Below are 17,321 nucleotides of genomic sequence, written 5' to 3'. Positions count from 1 at the left end.
GCGCATGGTTTCCTGGTGCCTAATATTTTAGGGGATGCAAGCCTAAAGCTTCGCATCCCTATTTTTATTTAAAGAGATTAAGGGTGTTTATTATGAACCTTTTATATTCTTCTATACTTTCGTTAGTAGAGCTTGAAATTCGTATAGATAAAAAGAATTATATAGTTGAGGATATACATACAGGCGAGTTTTATGAAATGTCTAAGGTGTGTATTGAAGCTATAAAAATCATTAACTGCGGCATTCCTTTAGGTGATGTGGAAGCAAAATTAAATGAACTATTCCCTGAAGAGGAAATTGATTTAATTGATTTCGCAAGCCAGCTTTTAGAATTGGAGCTAATTAAAGAGATTAACGAAATTGCAATTCCAAAAAAAGAGATAGAAAAAAGAAATGACGGTTTTTTATGGATTCCAACTACAATTGGGAAATTTTTTTTTAATAAAAACACCAACGCAATTTTTATTATTTTCTTCATCTTAAGTATTCTTTTGTTAATTACACATCCTCATTTATTTCCTCATTATAAAGATTTTTTTGTTTTTCGATTTATGGCTTTAAACATTTTGGTATGGCTTCTTATTGGGTTTGTTCTAATCTTGCTGCATGAACTTGGGCATATACTTGCTATGAGATCGTACGCTTTGCCAACCAAACTAGGGTTGGGTCATAGATTAGTTCTGCTCGTTATTGAAACAGATATGTCCCTAGCCTGGAGGGTCCCCTTAAGGGATCGGAGTGTGCTTTACCTAGCGGGCCTTTATTTTGATACGATGGTTTTATTTGCATCCCTTGGCGTTCAGGTTATTTTTCCGAGCCTGGAAGGAATAACTTTAGGACTATTGAAAATGGTCGTTTTTAATATTTTTATTAGAATTGTATACCAATGCTGTATCTACATGAAGACCGATCTTTATTTTGTCTTTGAAAATATGACAGGCTGCTATAACCTTATGGAGAATGCTTGGCAATTGATAAAGAAATGGCTGCCATTTCAAAAAATTGCTGAATCGGAACCTATATATGAAGGCGAGAAAAAAATAGTGGTATTGTATTCATTAGTTTTTGCAATAGGGGTAATCCTGACTATTTTACTTTATGTTTTTTACTACCTTCCACAATTATTATATGCCGTAAAGAGCACTCTTCCGGGATTTAGGGAACCAGTTACGAGCCTGTATTTCTTGGACGCGTTTTTATTTGCTTTACAGATTCTCATTTCCTTCGGCCTTCTTTTTTACTCCTGGTCCAAAAAGTTCCGAGCTCGCGCTTGATTTTTGTCTAAGTTTTGTCTGAACCAACATATATAGGGGGATTTTTCCCTGATGATGGGGGAGTTCCCTGATAAAGAAAACACTGTTGATTTCTTAGAATGAGTATAAGAAATCAACAGTGTTATTTTTTATTGTCTAGCTCCAGCGCCAAGCCCCTCTAGGTCGCTTCGGTCCTGTCAATGAAGTCAAAGAACGACTTCACTGCCAAGCCCTGCAGCGCTCGTCGGGGCTGACCGAGGCGCTTGCGCTTTTCTAAAAGAGGAGGAACTCAAATGCAGGCAAATTTTTCAACGAATCAAAAAGAGGGGCGCTCCATTAATGATGCTTTTGCATCCCACTTCGCTAAATCCACGTTTCTTACTGTTTCTGCGCTTGCCATTCTAACGTTCATCGGAACAAGGATGTTTACGCATATCGATTTAAATCTGTATGGCTACATGATCGGGACACTCGTGTTTATCGGGGGATTCTTCTACCGCTTTATCGCATGGGGTGAAAGACCGCCAACCAAAATTATCATCAAAAAGGGCATAAAGCTTTTATTCAGAAAATCCACACCAAAGACAACGACGGAACAGTTAGTTACCTATAGGTTTATCTGGAACCGCGGCATTTACCGCTGGACGCAGCATTTATTAATGGGCTGGGGCTGCATTCTTTCCTGCTTTGTTACCTTCCCGCTAGTATTCGGGTGGATGTACTTTACGATGGATGACAATGGCTACTATACAGTCGTGGCACTTGGAATGAACATAATGAAAGTAAAAGCAGACGGAATCATTGCTTTCTTTTTCTATAACGCGTTGAATTTCACAGCGATTATGGTTATTGCAGGTGTATGCATGGCACTTTACCGCCGCTTGAAAAATATGCAGGCAAGAGCTGAGCAGAAATTCATGTATGACTTTCTGCCGCTTTATCTACTATTGTTTATTTCGATTACCGGCCTAATGCTAACATTCATGAACGTTGTCTTGCACGGGCAGGCGAACCGGCCATGTCACTCATACATCAGTTCTCTGTGATTATTACCTTAATCTATCTTCCTTTCGGAAAGCTTGCGCATATACCGTTCCGTCCAATGAGTGTCCTCGCAAGAAACTATAGAGAGCACTACAGCGAACAAGCTGAAAAGGAATGTAAAGTTTGCGGAACACACTTCGTATCAGTTGAACAATCAAACGACGTAATTAATGTACTAGGAATGAATAATATGGAATTTGCCAAAAATGAAGGCTTCCATTTAGCAGAGCTTTGCCTGCCGTGCCGAAGAAAATACAGGATTGCTCAGTTTTCAGGAATCGCTACCCACAAAATCAAGGTCAAGGAGGCAAACCAAAATGCAAAGGGATAAATTTTTTAAAGAAATAGAAAACCTCAACCATCCAAACGAAAAGCTCATAAAAACACATTGCAGCTATTGCGGTATGCAGTGTGGAATGAATCTGCGTGTTAATACACTTACAAATAAAATAATAGGGGTTGAGCCCCGCTATGACTGGCCGGTAACGGTAGGGAAAATGTGCCCAAAAGGTGTTACAGCATACCAGCAGACCAATCACAAGGACCGTATTTTAAAGCCGCTTATTCGTGATAATGCCTCGTTAAAAGGAACGAAGGAAGGCTTCCGTGAAGCGAGCTGGGAAGAAGCATATGACCTGATTGCGAAGAAGTTTACAGAGCTTCAAAGCAAATATGGCAAAGATACATTATCAGTGTTCAGCGGGGTTTCCATGACAAATGAAAAATGTTATTTGACAGGAAAATTCGCCCGGGTTGCGTTAAGAACGCGTTATATTGATTATAATGGACGTTTTTGCATGTCTAGTGCAGCTGGCGGCTTCCTCCGTTCGTTTGGAGTTGACCGTGGATCTACATTGCCATGGACAGATCTTCACGAAACAGATTGCCTTTTTATTGCAGGAAGCAACACAGCCGAGTGCCATCCTACTTCCATGTTCCGTGTCTGGGCGGTACAGGAACGAGGCGGCTATCTGATTGTCGCAGATCCACGCGAGACACCAATTGCAAGAAGAGCGGATGTGCACTTGGACTTAAGGCCAGGAACCGACCTTGCTTTGGCGAATGGGATTTTAAATCTTTTGATTCAAAATGGTTATGCGGACGAAGAATTTGTCAATAAACATACTAATGGATTCGAAGAAACAAAAGAGCTTGTAAAAGAATTCACTCCAGAGTATACAAGCGAGATTACAGGGGTAGCTGTAGATAAAATTATCCGCGCCGCTGAAATATACGGAAAGGCGCCAAACGCCATTGTTATGTTTGCACGTGGAATTGAGCAGCAGCATAAAGGCGTTGACAATGTATCTGGGTATACGAATATGGCACTTGTCACGGGGAAAATTGGCCGTCCTAAATCTGGTGTTGCCACCTTTACAGGCCAGGGTAATGGCCAGGGCGGACGTGAGCACGGCCAAAAATCAGATTTGCTCCCTGGTTACCGGAAACTCACAAATCCAAAACATGTAGAAGAAGTTTGCCAAGTATGGGGAATTACTCCTGAAGAAATGCCTGAACCTGGCGTATCCGCTTATGAAATGTTTGAATTGATGGAACAAAAGACCATCCGCGGTTTATATCTTCTTTGTTCGAACCCAGCAGTCTCTGCACCTAATTTGAATTATGTCAGGAAGCAGATGAAGGGGCTTGATTTTATGGTCTGCGCAGACTTCTATCTCTCTGAATCTGCCGAGTTTGCAGATGTAATCCTGCCAACAACTACATGGTCTGAAGATGAAGGTACTGTTACAAATCTTGAAGGCCGCATTATTAAAATTAATAAAGCACAGGAACCAGTAGGGGAATCCAAGCCGGACTGGCAGATCCAGGTGGAGATTGCGGAACGGATTGGAAGGGGCAAGTATTTCTCCCACCTTAAAACAGCCAGGGATGTAGCGGATGAATTCCGTCTTGCCACAAAAGGCGGCTATGCTGATTACTATGGTGCTACATGGGATAAAATCGATAAACAGGACGGAGTGTTCTGGCCTTGTAAGGATGAAGAGGATACTGGAACCCCACATATGTTCCTTGATAAAAAGTTCTATCATCCAGATGGAAGGGCAAAGATTTGCGCGCTTCCATACCGCCCACCAGCTGAAGAACCGGATCAAAAATATCCGCTTCGCTTAACAACTGGCCGTGTCGTTTTCCATTATCTATCCGGCAACCAGACCAGAAGGATTCAATTCCTGCACGATATGTGCCCTGAACCTTATGTTGAAGTACATCCGGAAACAGCCGCTAAGTATCATATTGAACATGAAGAAAATGTCCGATTATACACACGCCGCGGCGAAGCCGTTTATAAAGTGAAAATTACTGAAGCCATCAGAAAGGATACCGTTTTTGTTCCTTACCATTTTGGCCACGATCAGTCTATCAACCTATTAACTATTGCAGCACTTGACCCGATGTCAAGAATGCCGGAATTCAAAGCATGCGCAGCGCAGATTGAAAAACTAGAACTAAAGAAGGTGCAATAAATGAAAAAGAGGCTGTACTTAGAACTTGAAAACTGTATAGGCTGCCGATCATGCCTTGCTGCCTGCACGCAATGCGGCGGGCACGAAGAGCGGAACAGAAACTATGTCTATGATGTTAACCCGCTTGTTAACAGGCAGACAATGCCTCTTATGTGTCTTCACTGCGTGAATCCGGCATGTGCAAGAAGCTGTCCGGCCAAGCAATTCAAATCCATGAAACAGGTGCTGTCTTATCTGCTCTGGTAGAAAAGTGTATCGGATGCCAAAACTGTACCATTGCCTGCCCTTATGGCATACCCAAATTTGATACCGAACAAAATCTAATGTACAAATGTGATCTTTGTATCGATCGTTCCAAAGACGGCATCCCGCCAATGTGTGCGAGTGTATGCCCGTCCAATACACTGCAATGGCTTACTGACGAAGAAATTGAAGCAAAACAGAAACAATTTAACCTTGATAATGGCAAGTGGGTAACAAGCATGCCTTATTTAGAAGGCGAAACTAATGTAAGAGTAAATCTTCCCGGCATTCTGCAGGGCGTTACAAAACTGTTTTAAGGAGGGAATAGCATGTCGGATAAAAATAATAAAATCCCGTTCGAAGAAGATAACTATACGCACAATATAAACCGCAATAATGAAAGAAAGCTTGACCGCCGCGGCTTTATGAAGACTCTTGTAGGGGCTGCGGGTGTATTCGCTGTTTCCTCCCTGCCATGGGGAGCGATGGCGGCAAAGGAATTAATGGGTCTGGGAGATAAAGAGTATCCCCATAAGAAGATCACAAATATTGATTCTATTGCAATCGGCGACGCGGTTGACTTCGCTTTTCCAGGTGAGCATGACAGCGCGATTTTGATTCGCCTTTCTGAAAATAAATATGTAGCGTATCAAAATGCCTGTACGCATCTGCGCTGCCCGGTTTTTTGGGATAAAAAAGAGGAAGAAATGATTTGCCCTTGCCATCATGGCAAATTTGATGTGAAAACTGGGGCACCGATTGCAGCCGCCTCGGCGCCCGCTTCCCGAAATCCAGGTAAAAGTAGTTAAAGGTGCCGTTTACGCGGTAAGGGTGAAGCGTTATGAAGCTTAGCAATGTTAGTGTCATCCTACTTTGTGGCCTTCTGATGCTGAATCTCATTTTGACACAGTACATGGTCCATCAGTATTTTTACGAGCATTTTACAAACACACTTATTTCCGGGGCGTTTAATGTACTGTTGTTCCCCGTAGCTATTTTTATTTATAAAAGAGACAAAAAAATGGATAAAGGTATGAATAATCATGAATAACGAGACCTATATCGACTTTTGTTTTATGAGAAAAGAATCGGGGGATTTTTCCAAGGAGATCGACCAAATGCTAAGGGAGCTCTTTAAGGGAAAAAGATTGAACTGGTACCTCGAGGAAAAGGCTTCAGAGGGTGCTGATGTCGTCGTCGCAGAAATCAAAGGGATGAGCGATTGGCAATCAGAAGAAGAGGCCATTATGTTCATTGAGGCTGCTTCGGGAGAAATGTTCTGGAAATATTTGCAGGGTTACAAAATGTTCATATATCCCGCTTCGAGAGGATGTAATAGCTGTGGAACCCATTAATACAGAAATAATTGCCAAACAATTGGCAGGCTGCCATGCAGCAATAAAAATTTTAGATGAACATGGGAGCGACCAGGCTCCCGCAGTCAAAAAATTCATCAAAAAGGTACAGCTATGTCCAGACAGCACACATATCCGGCTTTACTTTGATGATTTTTATTTTCTCGCAGTCCCGCTTGCTTCAGAATCGACTCTTACAGAAACAGAATGGACTGCCCACGATCAAGAAAGTGGGCTTACCTATAAAGTAACACTGTAATTGAAATAAAGTTACACCTCATGGGGTGGTGAGGAGGATGGAAATGGAGCTTCTATCGGCCAATCAATATATAAGCTCATATATTATTCAATCGCAGGAAGAAGAGATCAAGCGAATCGCCCTGGAACTTCATGAAGGTGTAGGCCAAAACCTGTATAGCCTCTATACAGGTTTGCAGCTTATTGAAACGGGTACAGAGCAGCCACAGCTGAAAAGCTATATACAGGAAATGGGCCGGCTGATGGAACGGACCATCCAGGAAATCAGGCTGCTGTCTGTTGAACTGCATCCTCCTTCCCTTTCGGCCCTTGGTTTGCTTCCTGCAGTTAAAAGTTATGCTAAGCTGTATACATCGACGTTCGGCATCGTTGTCGAGAGCGAATCCACGGGTGAAGAACAGTCTATACCAGAGCAAAGAAATATCGCTGTTTTCAGGGTTTGCCAAGAAGCCCTAGCTAATGCAGCTAAATACGCAGATACTTCCAGAGTAAAAATAAATTTTTTCTGGGAGGAAAAAGGACTTAAAATCGTCATCAAGGATTTCGGAAGAGGCTTTAATTATGAAGAGTGCAACCATGGGAGGTTGTCCGGACTTGCGGCAATGAAAGAAAGAATGCTTCTGGCTGGCGGTGGGTGTGTAATTTCCTCTAAAATAGGAGAAGGAACTACAATTGAAATTTCTCTTCCCTTAAACGGAGATTCAGGAGATCAAAGGAGAGTTTGTATTGATAAAAATTCTGCTTGTTGATGATCATGCAGTGGTCAGGATGGGCCTTTCCATGTTATTAAGCACCCACCCGGACATGCACGTAGTCGGTGAAGCGTCCGAAGGCAACGAAGGAATTCGCAAGGCCTGGAATTAATGCCTAATGTAGTTGTCATGGATTTGAGCATGCCGCATGGAAAAGATGGGCTGTCTGCAACATCTGAACTTAAAAAACAAATGCCGGAAGTGAATATTCTTATTTTAACCATGCATGATGATGAGGAATACTTATTCAGGGCGATCCAGGCTGGCGCAGCTGGGTGCATTTTGAAAAGCGCTCCTCATGATGAGCTTCTATCAGCTATTAAAACAGTCTCATTAGGAGAAGCTTATCTGCATCCTTCTGCCACAAAGAGATTGATGGAAGAATATTTGGGAGGCCTGAAAAAGGGGAACGCCGATACGTTTAATCTTTTATCTGACAGGGAAAAAGAGGTTTTGACATTAGTTGCTAAAGGTTTTTCGAATAAGGAAATTGCCGAGCAGCTAGTCATAAGTGTTAAAACAGTAGAAACCCATAAAGGAAACCTCATGGAAAAACTTCAAATGAAAACACGTCCTGAACTGGTTGCGTATGCCGTTAAAAAGGGGCTGTTAGGCTATGGTTTATAAGGGAAGAGTGGTTCAATGAAGGAGCTTAGAGACATTCAGGCTGTTGTGGAAACATGTGATAACCTAATGAGAGAAGCTTCCTGTGATTTTGTAGGTTTAGCTTTGCAGGATGAAACGGCCTGAATATAAGATGGCACTATGCATTAGGAAATTTAAATGAAAAATATCGTCTAATCTCGGTCCGATTTGGAAAGGGTATTGCAGGGAAAGTCATCTCGAGCGGGAGCCCAATTATGATTGAGGACTTTCCAAATAATATTAACGGTAAGCCGCTGGAACAGCCGATTATGCTTGCAGAAAATCTGGTTTCCTCTTATGCGATACCTTTATTTTTCAATGCGGTTCCCAAAGGGGTTCTGCTGGTCGGCAATAGACAGAAACATACATATACAGATGAAGATCAGAATAAGGTAAAGGAATCTGCCAGCTCCCTGGAAAAAATATTGACAGTTCAAATCAGGTCAGGAGGCAAATGATGGAGCAGAAACCGGATAAAAGGTTAGGAACTGAACAAAATCGTAAGGATTTATCAGGTTTAGACAAGGTTCCCACAGCCGACACGGAAAGCGCTGATGAAACCATGCTTGAAAACACCCATTATCAGCGCGTGACCGAGGAATTGAAGAAGTCCATGCAGGAATTAATGGACCTGAAATTTGCCCTTGATGAATCATCCATCGTTGCAATTACGGATTCAAGAGGGATTATTACATATGTGAATGATCAGTTTTGCGAGATTTCTAAGTTCACTTCAGAAGACTTACTCGGACATGACCATCGAATTGTCAATTCCGGCTACCACTCAAAGGAATATTTCAGGGAAATGTGGAGAACGATTGGTTCCGGAAAAGTATGGAAGGGTGAACTTCGCAATCGTGCAAAAGATGGGACTATCTATTGGGTCGATACGACGATTGTCCCGTTTTTAAATGAGAAAGGAAAACCTTATCAGTATCTGTCCATTCGTTATGAAATTACGGAAAGAAAACGGGTGGAAGAGGAATTACAAAAAATGATGGCTAAAATCATTGATGTCCAGGAAGAAGAACGGAAACGGCTTTCGCGGAATCTTCACGATGGAATCGGGCAGAACCTATACAGCCATCTTATTACGATTAATCGTTTGCTTGCAGAAATGGATCACCCCCTCCTGCAGCAAATGCAGGATGAAGCGACAGAACTGATTGAGGAAATACGTGATATCTCCTGGGAGCTTCGCCCATCAGTACTGGATGATCTTGGTCTGGTACCGGCAATCCGGTCTTTTTTAACAAGATTTTCCGACCATTATAAAATTGATGTGGTATTTGAATGTGTATTGAATCGCCGTCTCAATGTTAATATCGAAACAACGATTTATCGAATCATTCAGGAATCGCTGACAAATATCCGAAAATATGCCGATGTTTTTGAAGCGACAGTTACGATCAGGGAATTGGATAGTGCGGTTAGGGTAATGATCGAAGATAAAGGGATTGGCTTTGATTTTAGGCAGGATTCCCGAGGTGTCGGCTTATTCAGCATGGATGAGAGGGCGCGTTCCGTTGGCGGAGAGCTTTCAATATATTCATCTGCGGGCAAGGGGACAAGAATCATTTTGGAAGTGCCGATTTAAATGAAAAAATTAGTTAAATGAAAACATTCCATTACAGGAATGTTTTTTTGTGCAAAACAAAACCTGGCCTGAAAATGGCCCGGTTTTTCATTGTTTATGAAATTATAAAATTAAATAATTTGGATACCTTCTACCAAGTTTTATTAATCTAGCTCCACAAGGAAAGCTACGGCAGCATAAGCTTCGCACGAAGAAAAAGCGATAGCTTTTTCAAGGAGCGCCCAGCCAGTTTTCACCTTTGAATAACTCCATTGAATATCTTGATTCAAGCATGACCTTTAGGTGATGCTTGGAGCAGCTCGGGGTCATAAGCCAAATCACTTCAGAAATCAGGACAGGGAACGCTTCGGCAGCATCCGCATCGCACGAAGGAAAAGCGATAGCTTTTCCGAGGATGACTGCGTGATTCGCCTTATGCCTGTCGGGGCTGACCAGGGAGCTTGAGCCTTTTATTCTATTACACCTTAAACGAACTTTTTAATGAAACAATCCTGTTAAAGACGATTTTGTCTTTGGAAGTATGCTTCGGATCAGCATTAAAGTAGCCGTGGCGGAAAAATTGGAATTTATCCTGTGGCTGTACTTCCTTCATGTTTGGCTCCACGAAGCCGTTTAGCACTTCAAGTGACTTCGGATTTACATGATCGAGGAAAGTTTTTTCCTCATCAGTAGATTCCTCGAGGCTTGCATCCATAATCAGCGGTTCGTACAAACGGAATTCAGCCGGAACAGCCTGGCTTGCCTCGACCCAATGAATGGTTCCTTTAACCTTGCGGCCTGTAAAACCGGTGCCGCTCTTTGTTTCCGGATCATAAGTGCAGCGAAGCTCTATAACATTACCCTCTGCATCCTTGATAGCTTCTTCGCATTTGATAAAATATGCATGCTTCAAACGGACTTCATTGCCGGGGAACAAGCGGAAATATTTGCTTGGAGGGTTTTCCATGAAATCGTCCTGTTCAATATAGATTTCCCGTGAAAATGGAATTTCCCTCATGCCCATTTCCGGAACCTCTGGATTGATTTCAGCATCGAGCCATTCAACCTGGCCTTCCGGATAGTTGGTAATAACCACTTTAAGCGGCTTCAAAATACCCATCGTCCTTGGAGCTTTCAGTTTTAAATCCTCACGTACAAAATGCTCAAGCATTTGCTCATCGACTGCACCGGATCCTTTTGATACACCTGTTTCGCCAACGAAATTGCGAATGGATTCAGGAGTGAACCCTTTACGTCTCATACCGGAAATCGTCGGCATGCGCGGGTCGTCCCAGCCATCAACATATCCTTCGTCAACCAGTTGTTTCAGCTTCCGCTTGCTCATTACGGTATTTGTAATATTTAAGCGTCCAAATTCAATCTGTTGTGGTGTGCTTTCCATTTCACACTGTTCGACCACCCAGTTATACAATGGGCGCTGATCTTCGAATTCCACTGTACAAATGGAATGGGTCACACCTTCAATTGCATCCTCAATCGGATGGGCGAAAGCATACATCGGATAAATGCACCATTTGTCGCCAGTATTATGGTGAGTGGTATGAGAAATACGGTAAATTACCGGGTCGCGAAGATTGATATTTGGAGACTTCATATCGATTTTTGCACGTAGCACTTTTTCGCCATTGCCAAATTCGCCATTGCGCATCCGAACAAATAAGTCCAGGTTCTCCTCTGCTGAACGATTACGATAAGGGCTTTCCTGTCCCGGTTCTGTCAGCGTTCCGCGGAGAGCGCGGATTTCGTCTGCGGATAAATCATCAACATAAGCAAGACCTTTTTTTATCAAAAGGACTGCTCGGTTGTACATTTCCTCGAAATAATCCGATGCGAAAAATAAACCGTCCCATTCATAGCCGAGCCACTTGACGTCTTCTTTGATTGAATTGACGTATTCCACATCTTCCTTCAAAGGATTGGTGTCATCAAATCTCAAATTTGTTCTGCCGTTAAATTCATCGCCCAATCCAAAGTTCAAAAAGATGGATTTAGCATGGCCAATATGTAAATATCCGTTCGGCTCCGGCGGAAAGCGAGTAACTACTTCTTTATGCTTGCCGGATTCTAGGTCTTTAATTATGATATCCCTAATAAAATTAGACGAGTGATTGTCCACTTATTTTCAACCTCTTTCATCATATGTACTACTTATATAACATAAATAAAGATATTTTTCCATTCTTCCCGACAATTCATGAAGAAAACAGGGGACCAAATTATTTTTGGTCGGAGATAAAAAGCGCTGGATTTTTTTACACATTATCTATGTATATGTATAAGTTGAAAGAAAGGGGTTGGTATTTTAGAAGAACTGGTTTGTATTTTAGAAAAGTGGTCGGTAAATGGTCAGGTCTGGTTGGTAAATATCCAAAACCGGTGGGTAATTGGCCATATCAGGTCGGTAAATCGAAAAAGAGCCTCTAATAAATGTTCCTGAACCACAACCTCCCGCGTTTTATTTTTAAAATAGTATCAAAAGGACTAAAATGGAGGGGATATAAAAAAGGAGGACCTTATCATGATAAACCTAGGCACAGTAGGAACAGGATGGATCACAGCTTCGTTCATAGAAGGAGCACGTTTGAGTGGGAAATATAATCTGATGGCGGTTTATTCACGTACTGATGAAAAAGCAAAACAATTGGCAGATACATATGATGCACCAAACTTTTTTACAAGTCTGGAGGAAATGGCAAAAAGCCCGAAAATCGATGCGGTATATATCGCATCTCCTAATTCACTTCATTACGAACAGGCACTTATTTTTTTGGAAAATAAAAAACATGTAATTTGCGAAAAACCGATTTTTTCAAATACAAATGAGTTAGAGATTGCTTTTCGAACAGCTGAAGAAAATGGTGTTTACTTATTTGAAGCAATTCGCAATATACACACGCCAAATTTTCGAATATTAAAAGAAAAACTGGATATGGCGGGTCAAATAAGAAGCGCGATTTTGCCATACATTAAGTATTCGTCACGCTATGATTTATTTTTACAGGGGGAAGAGCCGAATATATTCACGGCTGCCTATTCAGGAGGGGCCTGGTTGATCTTGGAGTTTATCCAATCTCCCTGGCAGCTGGGCTGTTCGGAGAGCCTAAAAAGGTGGCCTATCATCCGGTTATGCTTCGGACTGGAGTGGATGGAAGCGGAACGATTGTCCTGGAGTATAAGGGTTTTGTTTGTACCATAATGTGCTCTAAAACCTCCCACTCCACCATTCCTTGTGAAATCCATGGCGAGGCTGGGACGTTTGTGCTCGAAGATGCTGCTCCGATTTCTAAAATTGATTTTTATGACAGCCATTCGAAGGAAAGCCAGTCCCTCGGTGAAAAGCTGGAAGAGAAGGACATGATGTACGAAGCAAAAAATATTGCCGAAATCCTCGAGACCCAAAATGACAAAGCGTACGAGGAATTAAAGAACCTAAGCAGTATTGTTCTAAGGATTACGGAAGAAGCAAGAAAACAGAATGACATTATTTTTCAATCGGAAAGATAAATTTTTTGAACACAATATAAATATGGAAAAAAGAGGGCGAAAAAGTTGCCCTCTTTCTCATGTATGCATAGTATGGCTTTGATAAATTAAATTGCCACCCAATTTTTCCGCACACAAAAAGAAAGGGATGGTTTTATGGAAGCCGCTGGCATCTCTGATTATTTACAGGTTCGTACTGCGATAAATCCTATCTATCATCCTGAGGGCCATGAACTTAGCTACATTGCTGATTATACTGGCCTGCCCCAGGTATGGGATTTAAATCGGGACGGAGAAGAGCCTTCGCAAACAATTTTTACAAAGGAAAGAATTATTTTTGTCCAATATATAGAGGGTACCAGGAATCGTATTATTGGCATGGATGCTTCAGGAAATGAAAAGCAGCAGCTGTTTTTATTAAAGCCTAATGCTGAATTGATACCTTTGACTAATTCCCCTGAGCATATCCATCATTATGGGGGAAGCTCACCGGATGGCAATTGGATTTCCTGGTCAAGTAATCGTCGCAATCCGGAATTTTTTGATATTTATATTCAAAATTTAGTAACACTCTCCATTCACCAGGTGTATGCATCAAATGGTGTCTTTTCTCCTATTCAATGGTCCCCTGATGGAAAATCACTTTTGATTCGAAAAATAAATACCCAGACTGATCATGATTTAGGCCTTCTATTTCTTGAAACGAGGGTCATGGACTGGCTGACCAGGCACAGCGGTGAAGCGGGTTTTAAAAATCCCCATTTCAGTAAAAATGGCGAATTCCTCTACTTATTGACGAATAAAGACAGGGAATTTTATGGCCTTGCTGTTATTGACTTAGCTACTAAAAACTTAACATGGCTGGAGAAGGGGAATTGGGACTTTGAAGGCCTTACAGTGAGTAAGGATAAAAGTAAATTAGCATTTTCTGTTAATGAAGGTGGAATTTCCAGAGGGGTTTTGGCAGACATGAAACGGAGTGCCCTTTATACATGGAAAACACCCTTGGGCGTGATATCAGACTTGAAATTTTCGTCAGATAATCAAAGGCTTGCTTATGTATTGAACGGGCCTATCCATCGGATATTTGGGAGGTTGACCTTAGGAGCATTCAGGCACAGCGGCTAACTCAGCATTTCAGGTCGCCTGTCGTGGAGAGTGGATTGATTGAACCCGTTCCGGTCATGTACAAATCCTTTGACAACCTATCGATTCCGGCATTTTTTTACAAGCCTAAAAACGCTTCAGGGAAGCTGCCGGTTATTGTTTATCTTCATGGCGGCCCGGAAAGCCAGAGCCGTGCTGTTTATAATCCTTTTCTTCAATACCTGCTAAGCCGAGGCTATGCGGTATGTACACCGAATGTACGGGGCAGCACGGGTTATGGAAAGTCGTTTACCCATTTGGACGATGTCCGGAAAAGAATGGACAGTGTAAAGGATCTTGTTTCACTAACAGAATGGCTGAAGTCAGAGGGAGGAGCAGATCCTGGAAAAATAGCAATAGTGGGTGGAAGCTACGGGGGCTTTTTGGTTCTTGCAGCCGTATCACATTATCCGGATTTATGGGCAGCAGGGATTGATATCGTTGGGATTTCCAGTATTAGAAATTATCTTGAATCGACGGCTCCATGGCGCCGCAAACTTAGAGAGGCTGAATATGGAACGATTGAAAAAGATGGGGTCTTTTTTGATAAAATTGATCCTTTGAATTTTGCCGAAAGAATTATTTGTCCGCTGATGGTTGTCCACGGTGCTAATGACCCTCGTGTTCCAATTGAAGAATCGGAACGAATTGTAAAAAGACTAAAGGATCGGAATCATCCAGTAACATATTTGCGATTTGAAGATGAAGGACATACCTTTGCAAAAAGAGAGAATAAAAAAGGCGTACGCAGATATGGCTAAATTCGTGATTTACAATATTGGAATTTAGTTATGGATCGGTTTCAACAATAGCATAAAAGAGAGCATCGAATTAATTTTCTATGCTCTTTTAATTGGAACCCTCGCATATTGTGTAAGGTAAAAGAAGCTTTGTAATTTTATGTTATAATAGTAAAATATGGTAACTAATATATTGCTTGTGAGGTAAAGTCAATGGACAAAAAAGTAGTGTACTCTTTATTAATTTACTTTGGGACCATGTTAGGATTGGATCTTCTAGACAAATTTATCCATATTAAACTATTAACTAGAGCGACTGTAAATCTCATTATTTTTCCAGTGTTACTTATTGTAATAATTTATTTGCTTAAAGACTATTTGAAATTGCCGTTATTTAAGAAAAAAAAGCATCAATAAAAAAATCGATAGCTGTATCATTCATTGGATTTTTATTAACTATTTTAGGGCAAAAGATAATAAATTACATAAAATTTGATGTTCTTGGCATTTCAATGTCTTCGTCAAATACTGAAGATCTGTTGAAAACATTTCCTCTACTGATCATTGTTTCATCTATTATTGCCCCTATACTTGAAGAGATTATTTTTAGAAGGGGTATGCTCGGTTTACTGTTAAAGAAGTTTAATATAGGTGTAAGTATTATGATAAGTTCATTAATTTTTGCAGGTTGGCATATGACATTAATAGGTTTTCCTAATGTCTTTTTGGTAGGGGTCATTTTATCTTTCTCTTATTACTTTACTAATCGCCTGACAGTTCCTATTTCGATTCATATCCTTATGAACCTGCTTATATCAATCGTAGATTTGATTGAATAAGATATTGAGAGGAAACAGAAAATCAAAAAGAAGAACATAGAAAAATGCATGGAAACTTATTAGAATCCATGCATTTTTCTTTTGTATTTAAAGTCGATATGGCCCTTGTTAAGCAGCTTCCTGTTGCTTCTCATTGGCAGAATCAGGTGTTTTGCTGAAACGGTCAATCAATAGCCCGGCTGCCCCGCCAGCGAGTGCAGGCACTACCCAGCCGAGACCAAAAGAAGAGAAGGGCAGGAAGGAGACCAACTGGTCAAGTGCAGCAGAATCCAGCCCGAACATTTTCAAGCCATCGTATAGTGCAACCAGTCCAGTTAAGAGCATCGCACCCGCATAAACCTTTTGCGAGCCATTGAAATGGCGGTGAAAAAAGGAAAGAGTGATCAGTACGATCGTTAACGGATAGGCCATTACCAGGAATGGAACGGAAACAAAGATAATTTGATTCAAACCAAGATTGGCAATTAAAAAGCTTGCGAGAGATACAACGGTCACAACTGTACGGTAGCTCATTTTTGGCATTATTTTAGAAAAGTACTGGCCGCAGGCAATCGTTAATCCTACGCAGGTGGTAAAGCATGCTAGAGTAAAAATGACTCCGAGCAGAACCGTTCCGCTCTGGCCAAACAGCATGTTTGAAGCGGAAGATAACACCTCTGTTCCATTTTCAAATTTGCCGTAAGACGCCATTTTTGCGCCCATAAATCCGATTAGGATGTAAACAAAAGCTAAAGCGGCTCCGGCAACTAAGCCTGCTTTGATTGTATAGGAAGCCAGCTGCTTTTTACTGTTGACTCCTTTTTGTTTAAGGGTAGTTAAAATAACAATTCCGAACGCAAGTGCTCCAAGGGCATCCATTGTGCTATAGCCATCAATAAAGCCTTTAAAAAGAGCAGCACTTTCATACTTCGTGTCTGGGGCTTTTAAAGGATGATCCATATGGGCGAAGCCAGTAACACATAAAACTAAAATGGACAAAAGCAGTGCCGGGGTGATCCAGCGGCCCATATAGTCGACTACCTTCGAAGGATTAAGGCTTAAAAAGTAGGCTAGTGAAAAAAAGACTAATGTAAACAGGAGCAGCAGGATGGAATTACTCAATGACACTTCTCCTAGGAATGGCTTTAAACCCATTTCAAAGGCCACATTTCCATTCCGGGGAATTCCAAAAAACGGCCCGATCGATAAATAAACGGTGACGGTAAAGATCGTTCCGAAGAGAGGATGGACGCGGCGGCGAAGTGTCTGCACCCCATCCTTTACAAGAGCGATAGCCGCAAGGACAAGCAGTGGCAAACCCACCGCTGTAATAATAAAACCAGTTATTGCAGGCGAAATGAGGTTCCTGCCTCCAAGCCGAGAAATGGCGGAAATATTAAATTTCCGGCACCAAAAAACATCGAGAACAGCATAAGTCCAATAAATAAGGTATCCTTCTTTTTCATTAGTATCGCTCCTTTAAAGTGTTTGGGAAAATAAA

General features: G+C 41.5%; 12 protein-coding genes and 6 pseudogenes. 16 read left to right on the top strand and 2 right to left on the bottom strand.

The window, feature by feature from the left end:
• Nucleotides 1-92 precede the first annotated feature (92 nt).
• From RCG23_RS08615 to RCG23_RS08560, 12 genes and pseudogenes are all read left to right on the top strand, one after another.
• On the top strand, nt 93-1,274 hold the full coding sequence (locus RCG23_RS08615) for a hypothetical protein (RefSeq protein ID WP_308179361.1): 1,182 nt from the start codon (nt 93-95) through the stop codon (nt 1,272-1,274).
• 272 nt (nt 1,275-1,546) lie between these two features.
• A pseudogene (locus RCG23_RS08610) lies at nt 1,547-2,628 on the top strand (hypothetical protein).
• Complete coding sequence (locus RCG23_RS08605) at nt 2,615-4,783, top strand: molybdopterin oxidoreductase family protein (protein ID WP_308179360.1); 2,169 nt, start codon at nt 2,615-2,617, stop codon at nt 4,781-4,783. Before RCG23_RS08610 ends, RCG23_RS08605 begins: the two are co-directional and overlap by 14 nt.
• A pseudogene (locus tag RCG23_RS08600) lies at nt 4,784-5,343 on the top strand (4Fe-4S dicluster domain-containing protein).
• Nucleotides 5,344-5,355: 12 nt separating this feature from the next.
• Nucleotides 5,356-5,878 (top strand): annotated as a pseudogene (locus RCG23_RS08595) (Rieske (2Fe-2S) protein).
• A complete protein-coding gene (locus RCG23_RS08590) occupies nt 5,868-6,077 on the top strand; it encodes a hypothetical protein (RefSeq protein WP_308179359.1) in 210 nt (69 codons plus the stop codon). Before RCG23_RS08595 ends, RCG23_RS08590 begins: the two are co-directional and overlap by 11 nt.
• A gap of 67 nt (nt 6,078-6,144) precedes the next feature.
• On the top strand, nt 6,145-6,381 hold the full coding sequence (locus tag RCG23_RS08585) for a hypothetical protein (protein WP_308179358.1): 237 nt from the start codon (nt 6,145-6,147) through the stop codon (nt 6,379-6,381).
• A complete protein-coding gene (locus RCG23_RS08580) occupies nt 6,368-6,640 on the top strand; it encodes a hypothetical protein (RefSeq protein WP_308179357.1) in 273 nt (90 codons plus the stop codon). The genes RCG23_RS08585 and RCG23_RS08580 overlap by 14 nt, the downstream gene beginning before the upstream one ends.
• 43 nt (nt 6,641-6,683) lie before the next feature.
• A complete protein-coding gene (locus RCG23_RS08575; protein WP_308179356.1) occupies nt 6,684-7,388 on the top strand; it encodes a sensor histidine kinase in 705 nt (234 codons plus the stop codon).
• Nucleotides 7,366-8,018 (top strand): annotated as a pseudogene (locus tag RCG23_RS08570) (response regulator). The gene RCG23_RS08575 and the pseudogene RCG23_RS08570 overlap by 23 nt, the downstream one beginning before the upstream one ends.
• A 119-nt stretch (nt 8,019-8,137) precedes the next feature.
• Nucleotides 8,138-8,494: a GAF domain-containing protein gene (locus RCG23_RS08565; RefSeq protein WP_308180010.1), complete on the top strand. Its 357-nt coding sequence runs from the start codon at nt 8,138-8,140 to the stop codon at nt 8,492-8,494.
• Complete coding sequence (locus tag RCG23_RS08560) at nt 8,491-9,633, top strand: PAS domain-containing sensor histidine kinase (RefSeq protein WP_308179355.1); 1,143 nt, start codon at nt 8,491-8,493, stop codon at nt 9,631-9,633. The genes RCG23_RS08565 and RCG23_RS08560 overlap by 4 nt, the downstream gene beginning before the upstream one ends.
• Before the next feature lie 457 nt (nt 9,634-10,090).
• Here RCG23_RS08560 and RCG23_RS08555 read toward each other — a convergent pair whose 3' ends face one another.
• Nucleotides 10,091-11,749 (bottom strand): glutamine--tRNA ligase/YqeY domain fusion protein, encoded by a 1,659-nt coding sequence (locus tag RCG23_RS08555; protein ID WP_308179354.1) that lies wholly within the window; start codon nt 11,747-11,749, stop codon nt 10,091-10,093.
• A 405-nt stretch (nt 11,750-12,154) separates the two neighbouring features.
• On the opposite strand from RCG23_RS08555, the pseudogene RCG23_RS08550 reads away from it, so the two are divergent.
• The 4 genes and pseudogenes from RCG23_RS08550 to RCG23_RS08535 all read left to right on the top strand — a co-directional run bounded on the left by RCG23_RS08550 (nt 12,155) and on the right by RCG23_RS08535 (nt 15,841).
• Nucleotides 12,155-13,137: pseudogene (locus RCG23_RS08550) on the top strand (Gfo/Idh/MocA family protein).
• A gap of 135 nt (nt 13,138-13,272) precedes the next feature.
• Nucleotides 13,273-14,244: a TolB family protein gene (locus RCG23_RS08545; protein ID WP_308179353.1), complete on the top strand. Its 972-nt coding sequence runs from the start codon at nt 13,273-13,275 to the stop codon at nt 14,242-14,244.
• The gene (locus RCG23_RS08540) at nt 14,178-15,023 is read left to right on the top strand and encodes an alpha/beta hydrolase family protein (RefSeq protein WP_308180009.1); all 846 of its coding nucleotides are present in this window, start codon (nt 14,178-14,180) and stop codon (nt 15,021-15,023) included. Before RCG23_RS08545 ends, RCG23_RS08540 begins: the two co-directional genes overlap by 67 nt.
• A 491-nt stretch (nt 15,024-15,514) precedes the next feature.
• Nucleotides 15,515-15,841 carry a CPBP family intramembrane glutamic endopeptidase gene (locus RCG23_RS08535; RefSeq protein ID WP_308179352.1) on the top strand — a complete coding sequence of 109 codons (327 nt, stop codon included), beginning with the start codon at nt 15,515-15,517 and terminating at the stop codon, nt 15,839-15,841.
• Nucleotides 15,842-15,949: 108 nt separating this feature from the next.
• On the opposite strand, the pseudogene brnQ reads toward RCG23_RS08535, so the two are convergent.
• Nucleotides 15,950-17,286, bottom strand: a pseudogene (gene brnQ / locus RCG23_RS08530) (branched-chain amino acid transport system II carrier protein).
• Nucleotides 17,287-17,321 lie beyond the last annotated feature (35 nt).

This window comes from Neobacillus sp. PS3-34 (assembly GCF_030915465.1).
GTDB lineage: Bacteria > Bacillota > Bacilli > Bacillales > Cytobacillaceae > Neobacillus_A.
This window is presented reverse-complemented; position numbering and strand designations above follow the sequence as displayed.